General features: G+C 72.0%; 15 protein-coding genes and 1 tRNA gene. 11 read left to right on the top strand and 5 right to left on the bottom strand.

Annotation, left to right across the window (positions count from 1 at the left end; all coding sequences use genetic code 11):
* Positions 1–7 precede the first annotated feature (7 nt).
* From cmk to E9934_RS16090, 6 genes are read left to right on the top strand one after another with little or no spacing between them, the layout of a single operon-like run.
* Positions 8–706: a (d)CMP kinase gene (cmk, locus tag E9934_RS16115; protein WP_338036710.1), complete on the top strand. Its 699-nt coding sequence runs from the start codon at positions 8–10 to the stop codon at positions 704–706.
* Entirely contained in the window at positions 703–1437 is a 735-nt protein-coding gene (locus E9934_RS16110; protein ID WP_136563919.1) for a lysophospholipid acyltransferase family protein, read from the top strand. The genes cmk and E9934_RS16110 overlap by 4 nt, the downstream gene beginning before the upstream one ends.
* Positions 1430–2773, top strand: coding sequence for a ribosome biogenesis GTPase Der (der, locus tag E9934_RS16105; RefSeq protein ID WP_136563918.1), 1344 nt, complete (start codon positions 1430–1432; stop codon positions 2771–2773). Before E9934_RS16110 ends, der begins: the two co-directional genes overlap by 8 nt.
* Positions 2774–2827: 54 nt before the next feature.
* Complete coding sequence (locus E9934_RS16100) at positions 2828–3418, top strand: hypothetical protein (protein ID WP_136563917.1); 591 nt, start codon at positions 2828–2830, stop codon at positions 3416–3418.
* 20 nt (positions 3419–3438) lie between these two features.
* Complete coding sequence (locus tag E9934_RS16095) at positions 3439–5001, top strand: DNA polymerase Y family protein (protein ID WP_136563916.1); 1563 nt, start codon at positions 3439–3441, stop codon at positions 4999–5001.
* On the top strand, positions 5001–8306 hold the full coding sequence (locus E9934_RS16090; RefSeq protein ID WP_136563915.1) for an error-prone DNA polymerase: 3306 nt from the start codon (positions 5001–5003) through the stop codon (positions 8304–8306). The genes E9934_RS16095 and E9934_RS16090 overlap by 1 nt, the downstream gene beginning before the upstream one ends.
* Before the next feature lie 13 nt (positions 8307–8319).
* Here the strand turns inward: E9934_RS16090 and E9934_RS16085 are convergent, their stop codons facing one another.
* Positions 8320–8802 carry a hypothetical protein gene (locus tag E9934_RS16085; RefSeq protein WP_136563914.1) on the bottom strand — a complete coding sequence of 161 codons (483 nt, stop codon included), beginning with the start codon at positions 8800–8802 and terminating at the stop codon, positions 8320–8322.
* A gap of 106 nt (positions 8803–8908) precedes the next feature.
* Here E9934_RS16085 and E9934_RS16080 point away from each other — a divergent pair.
* A tRNA-Pro gene (locus tag E9934_RS16080) sits at positions 8909–8982 on the top strand.
* Positions 8983–9104: 122 nt separating this feature from the next.
* Complete coding sequence (locus tag E9934_RS16075; RefSeq protein WP_136563913.1) at positions 9105–10427, top strand: oxygenase MpaB family protein; 1323 nt, start codon at positions 9105–9107, stop codon at positions 10425–10427.
* Here the strand turns inward: E9934_RS16075 and E9934_RS16070 are convergent.
* Together E9934_RS16070 and E9934_RS16065 are read right to left on the bottom strand one after the other, a co-directional pair.
* Entirely contained in the window at positions 10406–10882 is a 477-nt protein-coding gene (locus E9934_RS16070; protein ID WP_136563912.1) for a hypothetical protein, read from the bottom strand. The genes E9934_RS16075 and E9934_RS16070 overlap by 22 nt on opposite strands.
* On the bottom strand, positions 10879–11715 hold the full coding sequence (locus E9934_RS16065) for a lysophospholipid acyltransferase family protein (RefSeq protein ID WP_136563911.1): 837 nt from the start codon (positions 11713–11715) through the stop codon (positions 10879–10881). The genes E9934_RS16070 and E9934_RS16065 overlap by 4 nt, the downstream gene beginning before the upstream one ends.
* A gap of 73 nt (positions 11716–11788) precedes the next feature.
* Here E9934_RS16065 and E9934_RS16060 point away from each other — a divergent pair, with 73 nt between their 5' ends.
* Positions 11789–13033 carry an oxidoreductase gene (locus tag E9934_RS16060; protein WP_158295032.1) on the top strand — a complete coding sequence of 415 codons (1245 nt, stop codon included), beginning with the start codon at positions 11789–11791 and terminating at the stop codon, positions 13031–13033.
* A 10-nt stretch (positions 13034–13043) separates the two neighbouring features.
* Here E9934_RS16060 and E9934_RS16055 read toward each other — a convergent pair whose 3' ends face one another.
* The gene (locus tag E9934_RS16055) at positions 13044–14417 is read right to left on the bottom strand and encodes a TIGR04338 family metallohydrolase (RefSeq protein WP_136563909.1); all 1374 of its coding nucleotides are present in this window, start codon (positions 14415–14417) and stop codon (positions 13044–13046) included.
* A gap of 12 nt (positions 14418–14429) precedes the next feature.
* Positions 14430–15248 carry a hypothetical protein gene (locus E9934_RS16050; protein WP_158295031.1) on the bottom strand — a complete coding sequence of 273 codons (819 nt, stop codon included), beginning with the start codon at positions 15246–15248 and terminating at the stop codon, positions 14430–14432.
* Positions 15249–15305: 57 nt separating this feature from the next.
* Between E9934_RS16050 and E9934_RS20500 the strand changes: the two genes are divergently transcribed.
* Both E9934_RS20500 and E9934_RS16040 read left to right on the top strand, forming a co-directional pair.
* A complete protein-coding gene (locus E9934_RS20500) occupies positions 15306–16052 on the top strand; it encodes an acyltransferase (RefSeq protein ID WP_275106643.1) in 747 nt (248 codons plus the stop codon).
* The gene (locus tag E9934_RS16040; protein WP_136563907.1) at positions 16049–17971 is read left to right on the top strand and encodes an acetoacetate--CoA ligase; all 1923 of its coding nucleotides are present in this window, start codon (positions 16049–16051) and stop codon (positions 17969–17971) included. Before E9934_RS20500 ends, E9934_RS16040 begins: the two co-directional genes overlap by 4 nt.
* The last annotated feature ends 26 nt before the right edge of the window (positions 17972–17997 follow it).

Below are 17997 nucleotides of genomic sequence, written 5' to 3'. Positions count from 1 at the left end.
TGCGGCCGTGAGTGCTGCGGAGACCCCCTCGTCCAGTGTCATGTCGAGTGTCGTCGTCGCCGTGGACGGGACCTCGGGATCCGGGAAGTCCAGCACCTGCCGGGCGGTCGCCGACCGGCTCGGCCTGCGCTACCTCGACACGGGCGCGCAGTACCGCGCGATGACATGGTGGATGCTCGCCCACGACATCGACGTCCACGACGCCGCCGGGGTCGCCGCCGCGGCGGCGACCCCGGTGATCGAGTCCGGCACCGACCCGCTCGGCCCGACGATCACCGTCGACGGCACCGACGTCTCGGTGGAGATCCGCAGCGACGCCGTCAACGCTGCCGTGTCGCCCGTGAGCACCGTCCCCGAGGTCCGGTCGCGGCTCGTCGCGCTCCAGCGCGAGCTGATCGGTGCCGGCCGCATCGTCGTCGAGGGTCGTGACATTGGCTCCGTCGTGTGGCCCGAGGCCGCCGTCAAGATCTACCTCACCGCCGACCCGTCGGCCCGCGCCGCCCGCCGGGCCCTGGAGAACGGCGCCGACGACGCCGAGCGGATCGCGGCGACCGAGGCCTCGCTGCTCGCCCGCGACGAGATCGACTCCGGTCGGGCCGTCGCCCCGCTGACCATGGCCGACGGCGCCGCGCACATCGACTCCACCCACCGCACGCTCGACGAGGTCGTCGACCTGGTCGTGGGCCTGGTGATGGAAACGGCGTGAACGCGCTCAGCCTCGGCAGTCCGCACCTCGAGAGACCGCGCAGCGACGGCGCGCGGCTGCCGCGGCGCGGCCTACTGGAGCGGGCGCGACCTGCGGCGCGCTGGCTCATCCGCCGGCGGTACGACGTCCGGGTGCACCACCCGGAGCGGTTCCCCGCCACGGGGCCGGCTGTCGTGGCCGGCAACCACATCGGTTTCATCGACGGCCCGCTGATGGCCATCTTCGCGCCGCGGCCGGTCCATGCGCTGACCAAGCAGGAGATGTTCACCGGGGCGCTGGGCGCCTTCCTGCGAGCCTCTGGGCAGATCCGGCTCGACCGCGCCCGCACCGACCCGGCCGCGGTGCGGGTCGCGCTGCGGGTGCTGCGCGATGGCGGCTGCGTCGGTGTGTTTCCCGAGGGGACCCGAGGCCCGGGTGACCTCGAGGTGTTCCACTCCGGAGCCGCCTATCTCGCGCTCGTGACGGGTGCGCCCGTCGTACCGCTCACCTTCCTGGGCAGCAGGGATCCGGGAGGGACCAGCGGCTCGTTGCCGTCCCGAGGCGCCCGGATCGACATCGTCGTGGGAGAGCCGGTGGCCGTCGATGCGGTGTCCTGGCCCCGGACGCGGGATCATGTACGTCTGACGTCGGCCGCCCTGCGTGATCACATGCAGGTGGGCCTGGCCGGCGCGATGGACGAGACGGGGCGATCCTTGCCGGGACCGCTCCCGCAAGGAGAGAGTCATGAGTGAAGCTGCCCCGACCGGGGTGGTCCCGGTGCTGGCCGTCGTCGGCCGCCCCAACGTTGGCAAGTCGACGCTGGTCAACCGCATCCTCGGCCGCCGCGAGGCCGTCGTGGAGGACATCCCGGGGGTGACCCGCGACCGCGTGTCCTACGACGCCGAGTGGGGTGGTCGGGCGTTCACGCTCGTCGACACCGGCGGCTGGGACCCCGATGCCCGGGGCATGGCCGAGCGGATCAAGGTGCAGGCCGAGGTCGCCGTCAGCCTGGCCGACGCCGTGCTCTTCGTCGTCGACGCCACGGTCGGCATCACCGACGCCGACGAGGCGGTCGTGCGGGTGCTGCGCAAGTCCGGCAAGCCGGTGCTCCTGGTCGCCAACAAGGTCGACGACGAGCGTCGCGAGGCGGAGGCCTACGGGCTGTGGAACCTCGGGCTGGGCGAGCCGCACGTCGTGTCGGCCCTGCACGGCCGCGGCTCCGGTGACTTGCTCGACGCCGCCCTCGAGATCCTCCCCGAGCCCCCCGAGGCCGGTCCCGGCGAGCTCGGCGGGCCACGCCGGATCGCCATCGTCGGTCGCCCCAACGTCGGCAAGTCGTCGCTGCTCAACCAGCTCGCTGGCGAGGAGCGGGTCGTCGTCGACAACGTCGCCGGCACCACCGTCGACCCCGTCGACGAGCTGATCGATCTCGGCGGACAGACCTGGCGCTTCATCGACACCGCCGGGATCCGCAAGCGGGTCAAGGAGGCCTCCGGCCACGAGTACTACGCCTGGTTGCGGACGTCGACCGCCATCGAGCGCGCCGAGGTCTGTGTCCTGGTCCTGGCCGGCAACGAGTCCATCGCCGAGCAGGACATGCGGATCCTGCAGGAGGTGCGGGAGGCCGGCAAGGCGCTGGTCATCGCGTTCAACAAGTGGGACCTCGTCGACGCCGAGCGTCGCTACTACCTCGACCGCGAGATCGAGCGCGACCTCGTGCAGGTGCAGTGGGCGCCGCGGATCAACATCACCGCTCGGACGGGCTGGCACATCGACCGAATCGTGCCGGCGCTGGACCGGGCGATCGAGGGCTGGGAGACCCGGGTCTCGACCGGCGCCCTCAACGCCTTCCTCGGTCGGATCGTGGCCGAGCACCCGCACCCGGTGCGGGGCGGCAAGCAGCCGCGGATCCTCTTCGGCAGCCAGGTCCAGAGCGCGCCACCGGTCTTCAAACTGTTCACCACCGGGCGTCTCGACCAGGGCTACGAGCGGTTCGTGGAGCGGCGTCTGCGCGAGGAGTTCGGCTTCGTCGGCACGCCGATCGAGATCAAGGTCCAGGCCCGGGAGAAGCGCAAGAACCGGACCTGACCGGCACCTGATCCGGGACTTGCCATGTTCGAACAGGTGTTCGATCATGGGTGAGTGAGTGTCGCCCGGATCGAGCAGCTGCGTGGTCGGATCGACGCGCTGCAGGGCGCGCCGACCCGCCTGAGCGTCCCGGTCCTGCCCGTGCTCGACGGGCTGGTCCGCCTGCGCACCGGGAGCGTCTACGGCGCCGACTCCGCCGGCCTCGTGATGACCCTCGTGGCGGGAGCCTCGCAGGCGGGTGAGTGGGTCGGCTTCGTCGGCTGGGACGACTTCGGTGTCGAGGCAGCCCACCAGCGTGGCATCGACCTGGCCCGGACCGTCCTCGTGCCCCGCCCCGGTGAGCACTGGCTGGAGGTCACCGCTGCCCTCGTCGACGTCGTGAAGGTCGTCGCGCTGCGGCCTCCGGGGCCGGTCGACGCGAAGTCCGCCGGCATCCTCGACGCCCGGCTGCGTGCCCGCTCGGCGGTGCTCGTGGTGCAGGGGGAGTGGCCGGGGTGCGAGGCATGGCTCGGTCTCGAGTCCGCCGAGTGGCTGGGCGTGGGACGGGGCGAGGGCCGGCTCAGTGGACGGCGCGGTGACCTCGTCGCCCGTCGGGGTGGCCGGGCAGCGGCGCGCTCGACCGTCCTGCTCGACGAGGGCGCATGACGAGAACGATGACGAGAACGATGACGAGAACGATGGTGCTCTGGTGCCCGGACTGGTCGGTGCGGGCCGGCCTGCTCGAGCTCGCCGAGACCGAGGTCGAGGTCGCCGCGGAGGCTCCTGCCGCCGTACTCTCGGCGAACCGGGTGACCGTCTGCAACGCCGCCGCCCGGGCCGAGGGCGTCCGCCGGGGGCAACGTCGTCGCGACGCCCAGGCACGTTGCCCCGAGGTCGTGCTGCTGACGGACAGCCCCGAGCGGGACGCCCGCTGGTTCGAGCCGGTGCTGGCCGCGGTCGAGGACGTCAGGCCGGGCGTGGCCCCCCTGCGCCCCGGCCTCCTGGCGGTCCCCGCGCCGGGACGCTTCTTCTCCCGCGGCGCGCTGAGCGGGGAGGAGGCCGCGGCCGCGCTGCTGTCCGAGCTTCTCGTCGACGCCGGCGTGTGGGACTGCCGCTTCGGCGTGGCCGATGATCTCTTCACCGCGGAGCGGGCGGCGCGCCAGGCCGGACCACAGGAGTGCGTGAGCGTCCCGGCCGCCGGCTCGGCGGTCTTCCTGCGCGACCTGCCCGTGATGGCACTGGCCGACGACGGTCCGGAGGGCGCGGCGCTGTCCGACCTGCTGCGTCGGCTGGGACTGATCCGGCTGGGTGACTTCGCCGCGCTGGGAGCGGGCGAGGTCGCCAACAGGTTCGGCTCCTACGGCAGTGACGTGTGGCGTCGGGTGCACGGGGCGTCCCAGACCCGGCTGGCTTCGCGGACGCCGCCGCCGGAGCTGGCGCGGTCGGTGCCCTTCGAGCCGCCCCTCGACTCGGCCGAGGCCGTGACCTTCAGCGTTCGCCGCACCGCCGAGGAGTTCGTCGCCGGTCTCGCCGCCCGGCAGCTGGTGGCGACCGCGGTGCGGATCGAGGCGGAGTTCGACGGTGGACTGTCGGCCCGGCGGTGGGTGCACCCGCGCTGCTTCACTTCCCGCGACCTCGTCGACCGGGTGCACTGGCAGCTCCAGGGCGCGGTGATCACGGCTCCCATCGAGCTGGTGCGCTTCCTCCCCGAGATCGTCGAGCCGGCCGGCGACCACGCCGACGGGCTCTGGGGCGGCGGGGCCGAGGAGCAGGTCGTGCGGGGGGTGGCGCGGGTCCAGGCCATGGTCGGCTACGACGCCGTGCGCGTCCCCGTCCGCCAGGGCGGCCGCAGTGCCGCCGACCGGCAGGCGCTGGTGCCGTGGGGGGAGCGGCCCGCCGGCCTCCGCCCGCTCGACCGCCCCTGGCCGGGACGGATCCCCGGCCCCGCACCGACGCGGGTCTTCGCCGAGGCGCTCTCGGCCGACGTGGTCGATCTGAGCGATGCGCCGGTCGACGTCTCGGTGCGAGGCGCGGTCAGTGCCGAGCCCGCGCGCTACCGGATCGGCCGGCACTGGGTGCCCGTCGCTGCCTGGGCGGGGCCCTGGCCGGTCGACGAGTCGTGGTGGCTGGGCGACGCATCGGGAGGCGGTCGCTCGGCGCGCTTCCAGCTCGTCGGCGTCGACGGCCGCGCCTGGCTGGTGCGTTGGCTGTCGGCGGGTGGCTGGATCGTCGAAGCGGCCTACGACTGATGGGCTGGAACAACCCGCCGGTCCCGTGGCGTGAGCTCGAGCGGCGCCTGTCCGGACGCGCCCCGTCGCTCGAGGCGCCCGTGTCGCGGCGCAAGCAGCCGCGGGTGGAGCCCGAGGAGATCCGTCGGCCCGAGGAGGCGGTGCCCTACGCCGAGCTGCACTGCCACAGCCACTTCAGCTTCCTCGACGGCGCCAGCTCGCCCCGCGACCTGGTCGAGGAGTCCGTCCGGCTGGGGCTCGGTGCCCTCGCGCTCACCGACCACGACGGCTTCGCCGGCGCACCGCTGTTCGCCGAGGCGGCGAGCGACCACGGGCAACGCACCGTCTATGGAGCCGAGCTGACCCTCGACGTACTCCGCTCACAGAACGGCATCCCCGACCCCGAGGGCAGTCACCTGCTCGTGCTCGCCCGCGGCGTGGAGGGCTATCACCGGCTGTCCGCCGCCATCACGGAGGCCGGTCTGCGGGCTCCGGAGAAGGGCAGCCCCGCCCACGACCTCGACGATCTGGCCGAGACCGGGCGGGGGCACTGGATGGTGCTGACCGGTTGTCGCAAGGGAAGCGTCCGTCAGGCGCTGGCCACGGGCGGTCCGCGCGCTGCCGCGGCAGCGCTGGACGAGCTGACTGCCCGGTTCGGGCCGGAGCACGTCGTCGTGGAGCTGATCGCCACCGACCAGCCGGGTGGCAGCGAGGCCAACGACCTGCTCGCCCGGATCGCCGACGAGCGGGGGCTCCCGGTCATCGCGACTGGCAACGTCCACCAGGCGACGCCCGACCAGCGCCGTCTCGCGGCGGCGATGGCGGCGATCCGCGCCCGGCGCAGCATCGCCGACCTCGACGGCTGGCTCGACCTCTCCGGCGGTGCCCACCTGCGCAGCGGCGAGGAGATGCTGCAGCGGTTCGCCCGCCGTCCCGACGCCGTACGACGGACGACTCGTCTCGCCGAGGAGCTCGCCTTCGACCTGCGCAAGGCGTCGCCCAAACTGCCCAAGCTGGGCATCCCCGAGGGGCTCACTCCGGCCGAGCACCTGCGCAACCTCACCGAGGCCGGCTTCGCCCGACGCTACGCCGGCACCGAGCTCGCGACCCAGGCCCGGGAGCGGGTCGAGCGTGAGCTGGACGTCATCACCCGCAAGGACTTCGCCGGCTACTTCGTCATCGTCCACGACATCGTCGCCTTCGCCCGCAGCAGGAAGATCCTGTGTCAGGGCCGGGGATCGGCAGCGAGCAGCGCGGTCTGCTACGCGCTGGGGATCACCGCCGTCGACGCGGTCTACTTCAACCTGCCGTTCGAGCGGTTCATCTCCGAGCACCGGGAGGAGGAGCCCGACATCGACGTGGACTTCGACTCCGACCGCCGCGAGGAGGTCATCCAGTGGGTCTATGACACCTACGGCCGTCGCAACGCCGCGCAGGTGTGCAACGTGATCAGCTATCGGCCGCGGATGGCGGTGCGCGACGCGGCGAAGGCGCTCGGGTTCTCCGCCGGCCAGCAGGACGCGTGGTCGAAGTCCATCGACGGGTGGGGGAGCGAGGTCGAGAAGGGCCTGGGCATCCCCGACCAGGTCGTCGCCCTCGCCGAGGAGCTGATGGGCGCACCGCGCCACCTGGGGATCCACTCCGGCGGGATGGTGCTCACCGAGCGGCCGATCGGCGAGGTCTGCCCGATCGAGAAGGCGCGGATGCCCGACCGGACCGTCCTGCAGTGGGACAAGGACGGCTGCGAGTCGATGGGGCTGGTGAAGTTCGACCTGCTCGGCCTCGGGATGCTCGGGGCGCTGGACCACATGATGCGACTGGTCGAGGAGCACACCGGACGGAGCTGGACCCTCGAGTCCCTCCCGCGGGAGGAGTCGGAGGTCTACGACATGCTCTGCCGCGCCGACTCGATCGGTGTCTTCCAGGTCGAGTCGCGCGCCCAGATCGGCACCCTGCCGCGACTCAAGCCCCGCTGCTTCTACGACCTGGCCATCGAGATCGCCCTGATCCGGCCAGGTCCGATCCAGGGCGGTGCCGTGCACCCCTACATCCGCCGGGCCACGGGCAAGGAGCCGGTGACCTACGACCATCCCTCCCTCGTGCCCATCCTCGGCCGGACCCTCGGGGTCCCGCTCTTCCAGGAGCAGCTCATGCAGATGGCCGTCGCGCTCGGCAACTGCTCGGCCGACGACGCCGACCTCCTGCGTCGCGCCATGGGCTCCAAGCGCGGCATCGAACGGATCGAGAAGGTCAAGGACACCCTCTATGACGGGATGAGGGCCAAGGGCATCACGGGCGACGCGGCCGACGCGATCTACGTCAAGATCCTCTCCTTCGCCGGCTTCGGCTTCGCCGAGTCCCACGCCCTCTCCTTCGCGCTGCTCGTCTATGCCTCCTCCTGGTTCAAGCTGCGCTACCCGGCCGCCTTCCTGGCGGGACTCCTGCGCAACCAGCCGATGGGGTTCTACTCACCGCAGTCCCTGGTCGCCGACGCCCGCCGGCACGGCGTACGCGTGCTGCGGCCCGACCTCCTGCGCTCCGGTGCACTCGCCGACCTCGAGCCCTGCGAGGCGACCCGCACCGATCGTCACCGGTACGACGACGGGTGGGCCGTGCGGCTGGGGCTGGACGAGGTCAAGGGCATCGGTGGCGAGCTCGCCCGTCACATCGTCGCGATCCGCGACGAGTCGCCCTTCGTCGACATCCGTGACCTGTCACGCCGCGCAGGTCTCACCGCGACCCAGCTCGAGGCGCTCGCCACCGCCGGCGCCTTCGACTGCTTCGGCCTCGACCGGCGTCAGGCGCTGTGGATGGCGGGACACGCCGAGTCCGACGGGCAGCTGGAGGGCAGCACCCCCGCGCCGGCACCTCCCACGCTGCCGGGGATGAGCCCGATGGAGGTGACGCTCGCCGACCTGTGGGCGACGCGGATCTCGACCGACCTGCACCCGATGGAGCACTACCGCGAGGCCCTGCTCGCGGCGGGGATCCTCGCGGTGGGAGACGTCGCCAACGCCCGAGCCGGTCGGCGGGTGCACGTCGCCGGGCTGATCACCCATCGCCAGCGCCCCGGGACGGCCGGCGGGATCACCTTCCTCAACCTCGAGGACGAGACCGGGATGCTCAACGTGGTGTGCTCCCAGGGCGTGATGCGGGTGCACCGCCAGGCCGCCCGCAACAAGGTCGCCGTGGTGATCCGGGGGACCGTCGAGCGTCAGGACGGCGTCACCAACCTGGTGGCCGACCGGGTGGTCTCCCTCGACACCGTCCTCCACGGAGCCGCCCAGCCCCTCGAGGCCCGGCAGTCGTCGCGGGACTTCCGCTGAGACTGGATGCGTGTCAGAGACCGTCGGTGTTGTACTCGTCCCCGCTGACCAGCCATGCGCCGTCGACGAGGGTCAGCTGGTAGAGCGTGGTGATGTCCGGGGCGATGTCCGATCCGACCAGGATCGTCGCGACGCCGTCCTCCCCGCTGAGCTCGCTGAGCACCACGTCGTCTGCCGTGAACAGGGGCTCGCTGAAGACGTCCTCCCACTGGCCGCACGCCTCGTCCCGGGTGGCGTCGTCGTCAGCGAAGAGCGCGATGTCGCGCAGGTAGTCGTCGGTGGCGAGGTCGCACTCGCCGGTCAGCAGGAAGTCGAGGATCGTCTCCTCGATCGCCGCGGCGTCCTGATCCGTCAGGTCCCCTGCGGCCTCGGGCGCCCCCGCAGGCCCGGTGGTGGTCGCGTCGTCGGAGGTGCGGTCGTCGGACGACCTGGAGTCGTCGCCGCATGCCGTCAGGGCGAGCGGCAGCACGAGCGCCGCAAGAAGTCGTCGGTCCATGTCCGATTCCTACCGCACCACGCCCGGGGAGGAGGCCGATTCGGGTCGGCCCGAGTGCCTGCGGTAGTGTTCCGACCGCTCCGCCGGCGATCCCGGATGGGGTGTTCGGGCTGTAGCGCAGCTTGGTAGCGCACCTGACTGGGGGTCAGGGGGTCGCAGGTTCAAATCCTGTCAGCCCGACCGATCGATGTCGTTGACATCAACCGAGGACGGACTCACGTGAACGCACGTGGGTCCGTCTTGTTTTTCCTCGCGATCCGGTCTGGCGGACCAAATGCGTGCGATCGCTTACATTTGCTCCCATGACCGTCACGCAGCCGGAGCGCCGCCAGATCATCGCGTCCCAGAAGGACGACCTCCCCCTGATCTACGGGTCGATCGACTTCGAGGCCCTCCCGCACCGATTCACCACCGACCCGGCGGTCCCGGCGCAGATGCGTCCCGACATGGAGGGCGAGCGGCCGCGGCTGCTGGCCGACGGCGAGCTGGTCGACCTGATCGCGACCTACACGATGCTCGGCGACCGGGTCGGTGACGCCTACGCCAGCCTCATCCCCGACTACGGCTTCCAGCGCCTGGTGACCATGCTCGTCGAGGCCTGCGACCACGGAGTCGAGAGCGTCGAGGGCGCGCCTCCCGAGCTGGCGGCCTTCCTGGCCGACATGGAGCAGGTGCCGGACTGGATCGACATCGATCTCGTCCGCCGCGGCGCCGCCCTCGAACGCAACCTGGCAGCCCACGTCCTGCCCTACGTGATCCGCGGCGCGCTCCTCGGCACCTTCATGAACAAGTACGCCGCCCTGCCGATGGCCATCGCCGGCGGACTGTCCGAGTCGACCGCCGGCAAGCGCGCCAACGAGACGGCCGCCTTCTTCCTCTCCTCGGTCCTGCCGGGCGCGCTCGACCGCGACGGCATCGCGTTCAAGTCAGCGGCGATGGTGCGCCTCATGCACTCGATGGTCCGCTTCAACATCATGAAGCGCACGTCGTGGGACAGCAGCGTCTACGGCGTCCCGATCCCGCAGTCCGACCAGATGCCGGCCGGCTTCACCGGCGCGTTCTTCCTGGCCCTCCAGGCGACGCGTCGCGGCCGGAGCGAGTTCAGCGCGGACGAGCGGGCCCGCGTCGAGTTCGCCCGCTATCGCTGCTTCCTGCTCGGTCTGCCGCAGGACCTGCTGCCGACCGAGCCGCAGGCGATCGTCGACATCATGGCGACCCGCCACGCGACCCTGCGTCGCGACTTCGACGACGACACCTGCGGGCGGCTGGTCCGCGCCACGATCGCGGCCGACATCGAGAAGGAGAAGTCGCCGATCAACAGCTTCCGGGTCCGCTTCGAGCGCAGCACCTCGAAGCTCTTCCTCGTGAAGTCCTACCTCGACGGTGACGAGGCACGCGCCGAGTCGATGGGGGTGGCGGTGACGCCGGTCGACAAGCTGCGCGCCGTCGGCACGCTCGCCTTCCTCGCCACCCAGGTCGTCCCCTATGCCGTCGCGGTGCGCACCCCGGTCCTGTCGTCGTACGCCGACCGGCGGCTGGTGGGCAAGGTGGAGCGGGTGCTGCGTCGCTACAGTGGCGCGGAGTTCACGACCGACGGGGACGCCTACCGGCACCACTCGGCGTGATGGCGCAGCTGCTCGGCGGCTGCCTCGAGATGACGGCGCATGATGCCGGCGCCCGTGCGCTCGGCGATCCGGGCCATGAGCAGGCCGCTGAGCGACAGCCTCATCTCCAGTGACAGCACACTCCCGCCCTGGCTCTCGCCGTCGTCCTCGCCCTCGATCTGACCCTGGTCCTCGGTCACGGTGAGGGAGAAGGTGTGCCGGGTGCCGCGAAGGCTGCGCCAGTCGATGCCGTCGTGGCGGGAGGTGTCGATCTCGACGCGACCACCGAGCTGGAGGGCGCCGACGTGATAGATCACGTCCCACTCCTGTCGCCCCGCTGCGGGGGCGTCGCGGTGATGGACGAAGTCCCCGAAGCCGGTGATCACCGGCAGCGCCGCGTGCGGATCGCGGACGAAGGCCCGCAGCTCGTCGGCCGGCAGGTCGACGTGGACCCGGGCGCGCGCGGTCGCGCTCACCCGAGCACCGGGATCACGGTCTTCGCGGCCAGGGTCGACAGGCCGCTCTGCATGACGCTGGTGACGAACTCGTAGGCCTCGTCCCAGTCCGGCTCGTCCCCGAAGCGGTCCCGGAGGTCGATGGGGTCGAGCAGCTGGATCCGGATCTTCGACGGCAGCGGGACCTGGGGGAGGCCACCTGGGAGCAGCCCCCACGGGATGCTGAGCGTCATCGGCACCGACTTGATCCGCAGCAGGCGGTCGAAGCCGAGGCGCCGCGCCGTCGACCGGCCGTCGTTGAGCACGAAGAGGGTGTCGTGGCCACCGGTGGCGACGACCGGCACGATCTTGACGCCGGCACGGTGTGCGAGCTTGAGGAACCCCTTGCGTCCGTCGAAGACGATGCGGTGCCGGTCGCGCCAGGGACGCAGCGCCTCGACGTCGCCGCCCGGATAGACGAGCACCGATGCGTCGCGCGCGAAGACGTTGGCCGCGGCGTCCTGGTCGGCGGTGACCACGCCCATCTTGCGGGCGAACGCGCCGATGAGGGGCAGGGAGGTGACCATCTCGTGGCCCAGCGAGAACAGCGGGCGCCCTTCGACGGTCATGTAGGTGTTGTAGGCGAGCAGGAAGACGAACGTGTCCGGGGTGCCGGCGCCGCCGCTGTGGTTGCCGACGAAGAGGACTGGCTCGTCCGGCACCTTCTCGAAGCCTCGCACCTCGGCCCGGAACCACAGGTTGGCCACCAGCCACAGCCGCGGCAGCATCGCACGGATGAACTCCGGGTCGCGGCCGCTGAGATCGGCCCGGGGCGGACGCAGCAGCGCGCTCTTGCCGGTCCGTGGGGTGCTCACCTCCCGACAACGACGTCGTCAGGGCCGGGTGACGGCCACTGGCGTTGGCCGTCGAGCATCTAGGCTGCGCTCCGTGCCCCGTATCGATGAAGCGCTCACCCTGCCGAGCGGACTGACCGTCCCGCACCGGATCGTCAAGGCCCCGATGACCGAGAACCTCGCGGATGCCGACAACCAGCCGACCGCCGCGCACGAGCGGCTCTATCGCCGGTGGGCCGACGGCGCAGCGGGCGGACTGCTCATCACGGGCAACCTGATGGTCGACCGCCGCTTCCTCGAGCGCAGCCGCAACATCGTGGCCGACCGTCATCTCGACGTCGCGGGCCTGCGCCGGCTGCGGGACGCGGCGGGCACCGCGAAGGTCATCGCCCAGCTCAACCATCCCGGTCGACAGACCAACCGCTTCGTCGCCGGACGGCCGGTCGCTCCCAGCGCTGAGGCGGGGGCGGTCCCGATGATGGGGCTCTTCGGGCGTCCCCGCGAGCTGACCTCGGCCGAGATCGAGGCCATCGTCGTGGCGTTCGGCGAGGCCTCCGCCCGGTGCGAGGAAGCCGGGCTCGACGGGGTCCAGGTGCACGCCGCGCACGGCTACCTCCTGGCCCAGTTCCTCTCGCCGCACGTGAACCGGCGCACGGACCAGTGGGGTGGCGACGTGTCCTCCCGGGCTCGCGCGCTGCTCGAGGCGGTGCGCGCCGCCCGCGCCGCCACCGGCTCGGGCTTCACCGTCTCGGTCAAGCTCAACTCCTCCGACTTCCGCCACGGCGGTTTCACCGAGGACGACGCCGAGCAGGTGGTCCGACTGCTCGTGGACGAGGGGGTCGACCTCATCGAGATCTCCGGTGGCACCTACGAGAGCCCCGCGCTGTTCGGCGAGGTCCCCGAGCTCGCCGACGCTGCGGCCGGCAGCGTCAAGGAGGCCTATTTCGCCGCCTTCGCCCGTCGCGTCCGTACGACGGCAGGACACGTGCCGCTGATGCTCACCGGCGGCATCCGCACCCGCGCGGCGATCGAGTCGCTGCTGGCGGACGGCGGCGTGGACCTGATCGGCCTGGGTCGACCGCTCGCGGTCGACCCCGACCTCACCCGCAAGCTCCTCGAGGGCGCGGACGGCGTGACCCTCCCGCGCTACACCCTGCCCACCGTGGCCGGTCTCGCCGGCGAGTCGGAGTGGTACGAGACCCAGATCGCCCGGATCGGCGCCGGCAAGGAACCCGATCCCGGACTCCATGCGGTCACCGCGGCCGCCCGCTTTGTCGGTGGCGAGATGGCGCGGGGTCTCGCGGGACGTCGCCGCCGTGCCCGCCTCATCGCCGGCTGAGAGCGGAGCCTCAGCCCGGCAGCGCCTGCTCGGTGCCGAGCCTGGCCCGCGCGGCGGCCCGGGTGCCGGCAGCATGGGAGCCGGGTGCGGCGTGCCCGGCCTGCGCGGTGCCCTTCCAGGTGCCGCGGATCCCGTGGTCGCGCTGCATGCGCGGGAAGTAGTCGACGACCTCGATCTCCCGGGCCCGCAGGGCGATCTCGGTCGACGTGGAGCCCTCGGCGTCGGTGGAGCCGCGGTCGGCCTCGATCGCTGACTGGCGCGCGTCGTGCCGTGCGCTGCTGAGCCGCTGGCCGATGTGGTCGGCCCACGCCTCGTAGAAGGCGGCGCGGGCGGTCGAGCCGTGGACCGGTTGGACCTCCCAGCGCCGCCGGCGCGCGTTCCACACCTCGCGCACGTCGTGGCGGTGGGCTCCGGAGCGCAGGTGCGCGTCACCGTCGGCGACCATCTGGGTCACCAGTGAGGCATAGAGCGCCTTGACGATCGCGAGATCCGTGGCGAAGCCATAGAGGCTGACCTTGGTGTTGCTGGTGTAGATCGCGACGCGGACGTCGTTGGCCCGCGCGATCTCGATCATCAGCCGGACGTAGCGGGCCAGCGAGCGCTTGCCGGACTCACCGATCGGCACGGTCTCGTAGGTCGGGTCGGCGCGCCGCTCCTCGGCCTGGGCCGAGGCCCGCGCGACCGCCAGCGCGATCTGGTGGTGCGTGGCGAGGGTCTGCGCCTTCGCGAAGAACGCCTCGCGCTCGGCGGTGTTGTCGGTGCGTTCCGCCTGGCGCAGCAGCCGGCCGATCCGCACCAGGGTGCGGTCCTCGCCGGCGAGGCCCTCGTCGAGACCCTCGATCCGGTAGGCGCCGTGGAGCAGGTCGGCCGTGACCGGCAGCCCGAGATCCTCGAGCAGGCGGAGGAACGTCGTCCGGAAGCCCGGGCCGTGGCCGAGCTCACCGGCCAGGTGGTGCGCCACCTCGTGGAGCACGACCGCGCCGCGCAGCGACCAGGCGCCGCCCACCTCCCGTGGCGGGATGGCGATCACTCCGCGTGCGGGCAGCTCGTGACGCTCGTAGTGGGCCTGCCGGTGGCCGCGCCGGGGACGGACCACGAGCGGCACACCGACGCGGTCGACGCCGGCCCGGTCGACGTACTGCGCGCCGAGGTCGGCGAGATGCGTCAGGACCCGGTCGACGTAGGCCTGGACCCCGGCGGGGTCGGTGAAGCGCGGCTCGGTCTCGGGGGAGAACTCCTGGACCGAGCCGCCCAGCGTGATCCGCAGGGGAGTGCCCGGGGTCCGGCTGGCGCGGTCGAGCCAGTCGCCCAGCTGGTCCTCGGCGGCATAGACGGCCGCCTGGTCCTGGTCAGGGCCCTGGGCCTCGGATGCGTGGTTGGGCATGGCCCCAGCGTCTCAGGCAGCTCCGACAACAGCGGCGCCCTGCAGCGTGTCCCGCAGTGCCACCAGCCCGGTGACGGCCTCCGTGAACCGCGCGGTGCTGTCGCCGACCGCGATCTCGTCGAAGTAGTGACGTCGCATCGCCGCGCGGGCGATGTGGTGCTCGTCGTGGTCCAGGCGGTCGGAGAGCAGGTCCGTGAGGTCCGGCAGGGTGTCGGCGTCCACGACGTCCGCGCAACGGCTGATCGGCACGTCGAGCACGACGGCCCGGTGGCCGGCGTCCGGCTCCTGGCGCGCGGCGCGGCCGATCCGGCGCAGGATCGCCCGGTGCGCCTCGCGGATCGCCGGGGTGCGGCTGGTGGTCACCTTCGGATGCGGCTTGTAGACCAGCCGCATGTCGGTGACGGCGAGCACGGACTCGACGATGCTGGGCCCGAAGAGGTCGACGGAGGTGTAGTCGTTGTAGTCGGCGTCGCCCTCCCAGGTCGGCGCATAGAGGACCGTACGACGCGCGCTGGGCGCCAGCAGCGGCTCCGGTCGCAGGTCCAGCTGGGGCCGGCCCACGCGGACCAGCTTCGACTCGTCCAGCTCCATGAGTGCCGTCCGGTGGCGCTGCACGGCGGCCTCGCCGGCGACGAAGACCCGGTCGTAGGCCTTGGCGTTGTTGCTGACCATGCTCTGCTTGTCGCTCTCCCCGTGGTTGATGTGCACGTGCAGCATCCGGCCGTCGAGCAGCGAGTTGAAGTTGAGCATCGAGTTGTTGCAGTAGACGACGACCTTCGCGTCGAGCTCGTCATAGAGGGCGGCGACGTCGGCGAACCCCGGGGCCACCACCTTTTCGGGAACGAACCGAGGACCCCCTCCTGTGTTGCGTTTCGGTAACCTCGCCCGGTGCCCGCCATCCGCACCCCCGTACGCCGCTTCCTGAACCGCTCCATCCACGCCGCGTGGCAGTGGGTCGAACGCGTCGGGGACGTGGGTCCCGACACCGATCTCGCCGACGACTTCGGCAGCTTCGGCCGGGGGAGCTGCCTCGCCTTCCCGCTGTCGGTCATCTTCAACGCCGCGTCGATCCACGTTGGCGAGGGCACGCTCATCGGGAAGTACGCGACCCTGTCCGTCGGCTACGGACCGACCCAGGAACGGCTCCCGGAGCGGGGCCTGGTGATTGGTGACCGCTGCGTGCTGGGCGCGCGGGTCTGCATCACCGCGCACGAGTCGATCGAGATCGGCGACGACGTCTGGTTCGGTCAGGACGTCTTCGTCTCCGATGCCAGCCACGGCTACCAGGACCCGGACGTGCCGGTGGGCCGCCAGTTCGGCGCCCACCAGCCGGTCCGCATCGGGGCCGGGTCGTGGATCGGCCACGGAGCGATGATCCTGCCCGGCACGACCATCGGCTGCAATGTCGTGGTCGCAGCCGGATCGGTGGTGCGCGGCACGATCGAGGACCACGCCATCGTCGGCGGTGTGCCGGCTCGCCCGATCCGCCGCCTCGAGCCGGGGATCGGCTGGGTCTCGCAGGGGCCCTCCCTCGACGTCCGGACCGTGCGGACCGTCGCCGAGCAGTACGCCGAGCTGACCGCGCACGCCGAGCGGGATGCCGCGGACACCGAGCGGGAGGTCGCGGAGGCATGAGCAGCCCAGCGGGCGCTCCCGCGAGCCGGATCGCCGCCTTCGCCGAGCACGCCAGCGGTCTCACAGGACGCCGCTTCGGCGTCGCCTCCCTCGAGGAGTACGACGCCCTGTGGGCCTGGTCCGTCGAGGAGATCGACTCCTTCTGGTCGGCCGTGGCCGACCACCTGGACATGTCCCTCCCGGGGCCGGCGCTGGCCGAGGAGCGGATGCCCGGAGCGGTCTGGTTCCCCGAGGCCCGGGTCAACTACGCCGCGGCCGTCCTAGCAGGTCGGCCGACCGGCGAGGTGGCCGTCGTGGGGGTCACGGAGGACCCGGACGCGACGGTGGAGCTCACCTGGGCGGAGCTCGAGCGTCGCGTCGCCGGTCTGGCCGGCACCCTGCGGGCGCTCGGCGTCGGGGCCGGCGACCGGGTCGTCGGCTACCTGCCCAACACCCCGGACGCGATCGTGGCGTTCCTCGCGACGGCGAGCCTGGGCGCCGTGTGGTCGGTGTGCGGCATGGACTATGCGGCGTCGGCGGCCACGGCACGCTTCGGTCAGCTGGACCCGGTGGTGCTGGTGCACGCCGAGTCCTACGTCCATGGCGGGCGCACGCACGACCGCCGTGACGTGGTCGCGGAGATCCGCGACGCCTTGCCGAGCCTGCGCGCCACGCTCACCGTCGGGACCCCGGCCTGGGAGGACGCCATCGGCGCCCCCCACCCGTTCGAGCCGGTGCCGGTGCCCTTCGACCATCCGCTGTGGGTCCTCTTCTCCAGCGGCACCACCGGCAAGCCCAAGGGCATCGTCCACGGCCACGGCGGCGCCCAGCTGGAGCAGGCCAAGGTGGCGGCCTACCACTTCGACCTGGGGCCGGGGGAGCGGTTGTTCTGGTTCACCACGCCCTCCTGGATGATGTGGAACTTCCTCGTCGGTGGGCTGCTGACCGGCGCCAGCGTGGTGACCTATGACGGCAGTCCAGCGCATCCCGGTGTCGACGGGCTGTGGGCGCTGACCGCGCGGCACGGCGTCACGGTGACGGGCATGAGCCCGGGCTACGTGGCGGCCGGTCAGAAGGCGGGCGTCGGACCGGCCGGGCACGACCTGTCCCGGCTGCGCCGGGTCGGCATCTCGGGCTCCACCTTCCCGGCCTCCAGCCACGAGGCGCTGCAGGACGACCTCGGTCCGCACGTCCAGATCTGCTCCATCAGCGGCGGCACCGACGTGGTGAGCGCTTTCGTCGGCCCCGTCCCGGGCCTGCCCGTGTGGCCCGGGGAGCTGTCGCGGCCCCTGCTGGGCGTCGCGCTCGATGCCTTCGGTCCTGACGGATCGCCCGTTCGTGGCGAGGTCGGCGAGCTCGTCGTCACTCGCCCGATGCCGTCGATGCCGCTCATGTTCTGGGCCGACGACGACGGTGCGCGCTATCACGACGCCTACTTCGACACCTTTCCCGGCATCTGGCGCCACGGCGACTGGATCACCGTCACCGACCGTGGCTCGATCGCCATCCACGGCCGCTCCGACGCGACGCTCAACCGCAACGGCATCCGGATGGGCAGCGGCGACATCTATGAGCCCGTGGAGGCCCTGCCGGAGATCCGCGAGGCTCTCGTGATCGGTCTGGAGGAGCAGGGCGGCGGCTACTGGATGCCGCTCTTCGTCGTCCTCGACGACGACATCGACCTGGACGAGGCGCTGATCGCGAGGATCAAGGACGCGGTCCGCACCCACGCCTCCCCACGCCATGTCCCCGACGAGGTGCTCCGAGCGCCCGGCATCCCGCACACCCGGACCGGCAAGAAGCTGGAGGTGCCGGTCAAGAAGGTCCTCGCCGACCAGGACCTGGGCGGGGCCTACGACCCGGGCAGCGTCGACGCTCCGGAGTTGCTCGACTGGTTCCGTCGGGTCGGCCGGGAACGTCGGGCGGCACTCGGCCGTTAGGGTGGTGACTCCCGTCCCGCTTCGTG

The sequence above is a fragment of the Nocardioides caeni genome, assembly GCF_004912195.1.
Lineage (GTDB): Bacteria > Actinomycetota > Actinomycetes > Propionibacteriales > Nocardioidaceae > Nocardioides > Nocardioides caeni.
The sequence above is the reverse complement of the archived record's forward strand: the minus strand, read 5'-3'. Positions and strand labels throughout refer to the sequence as shown.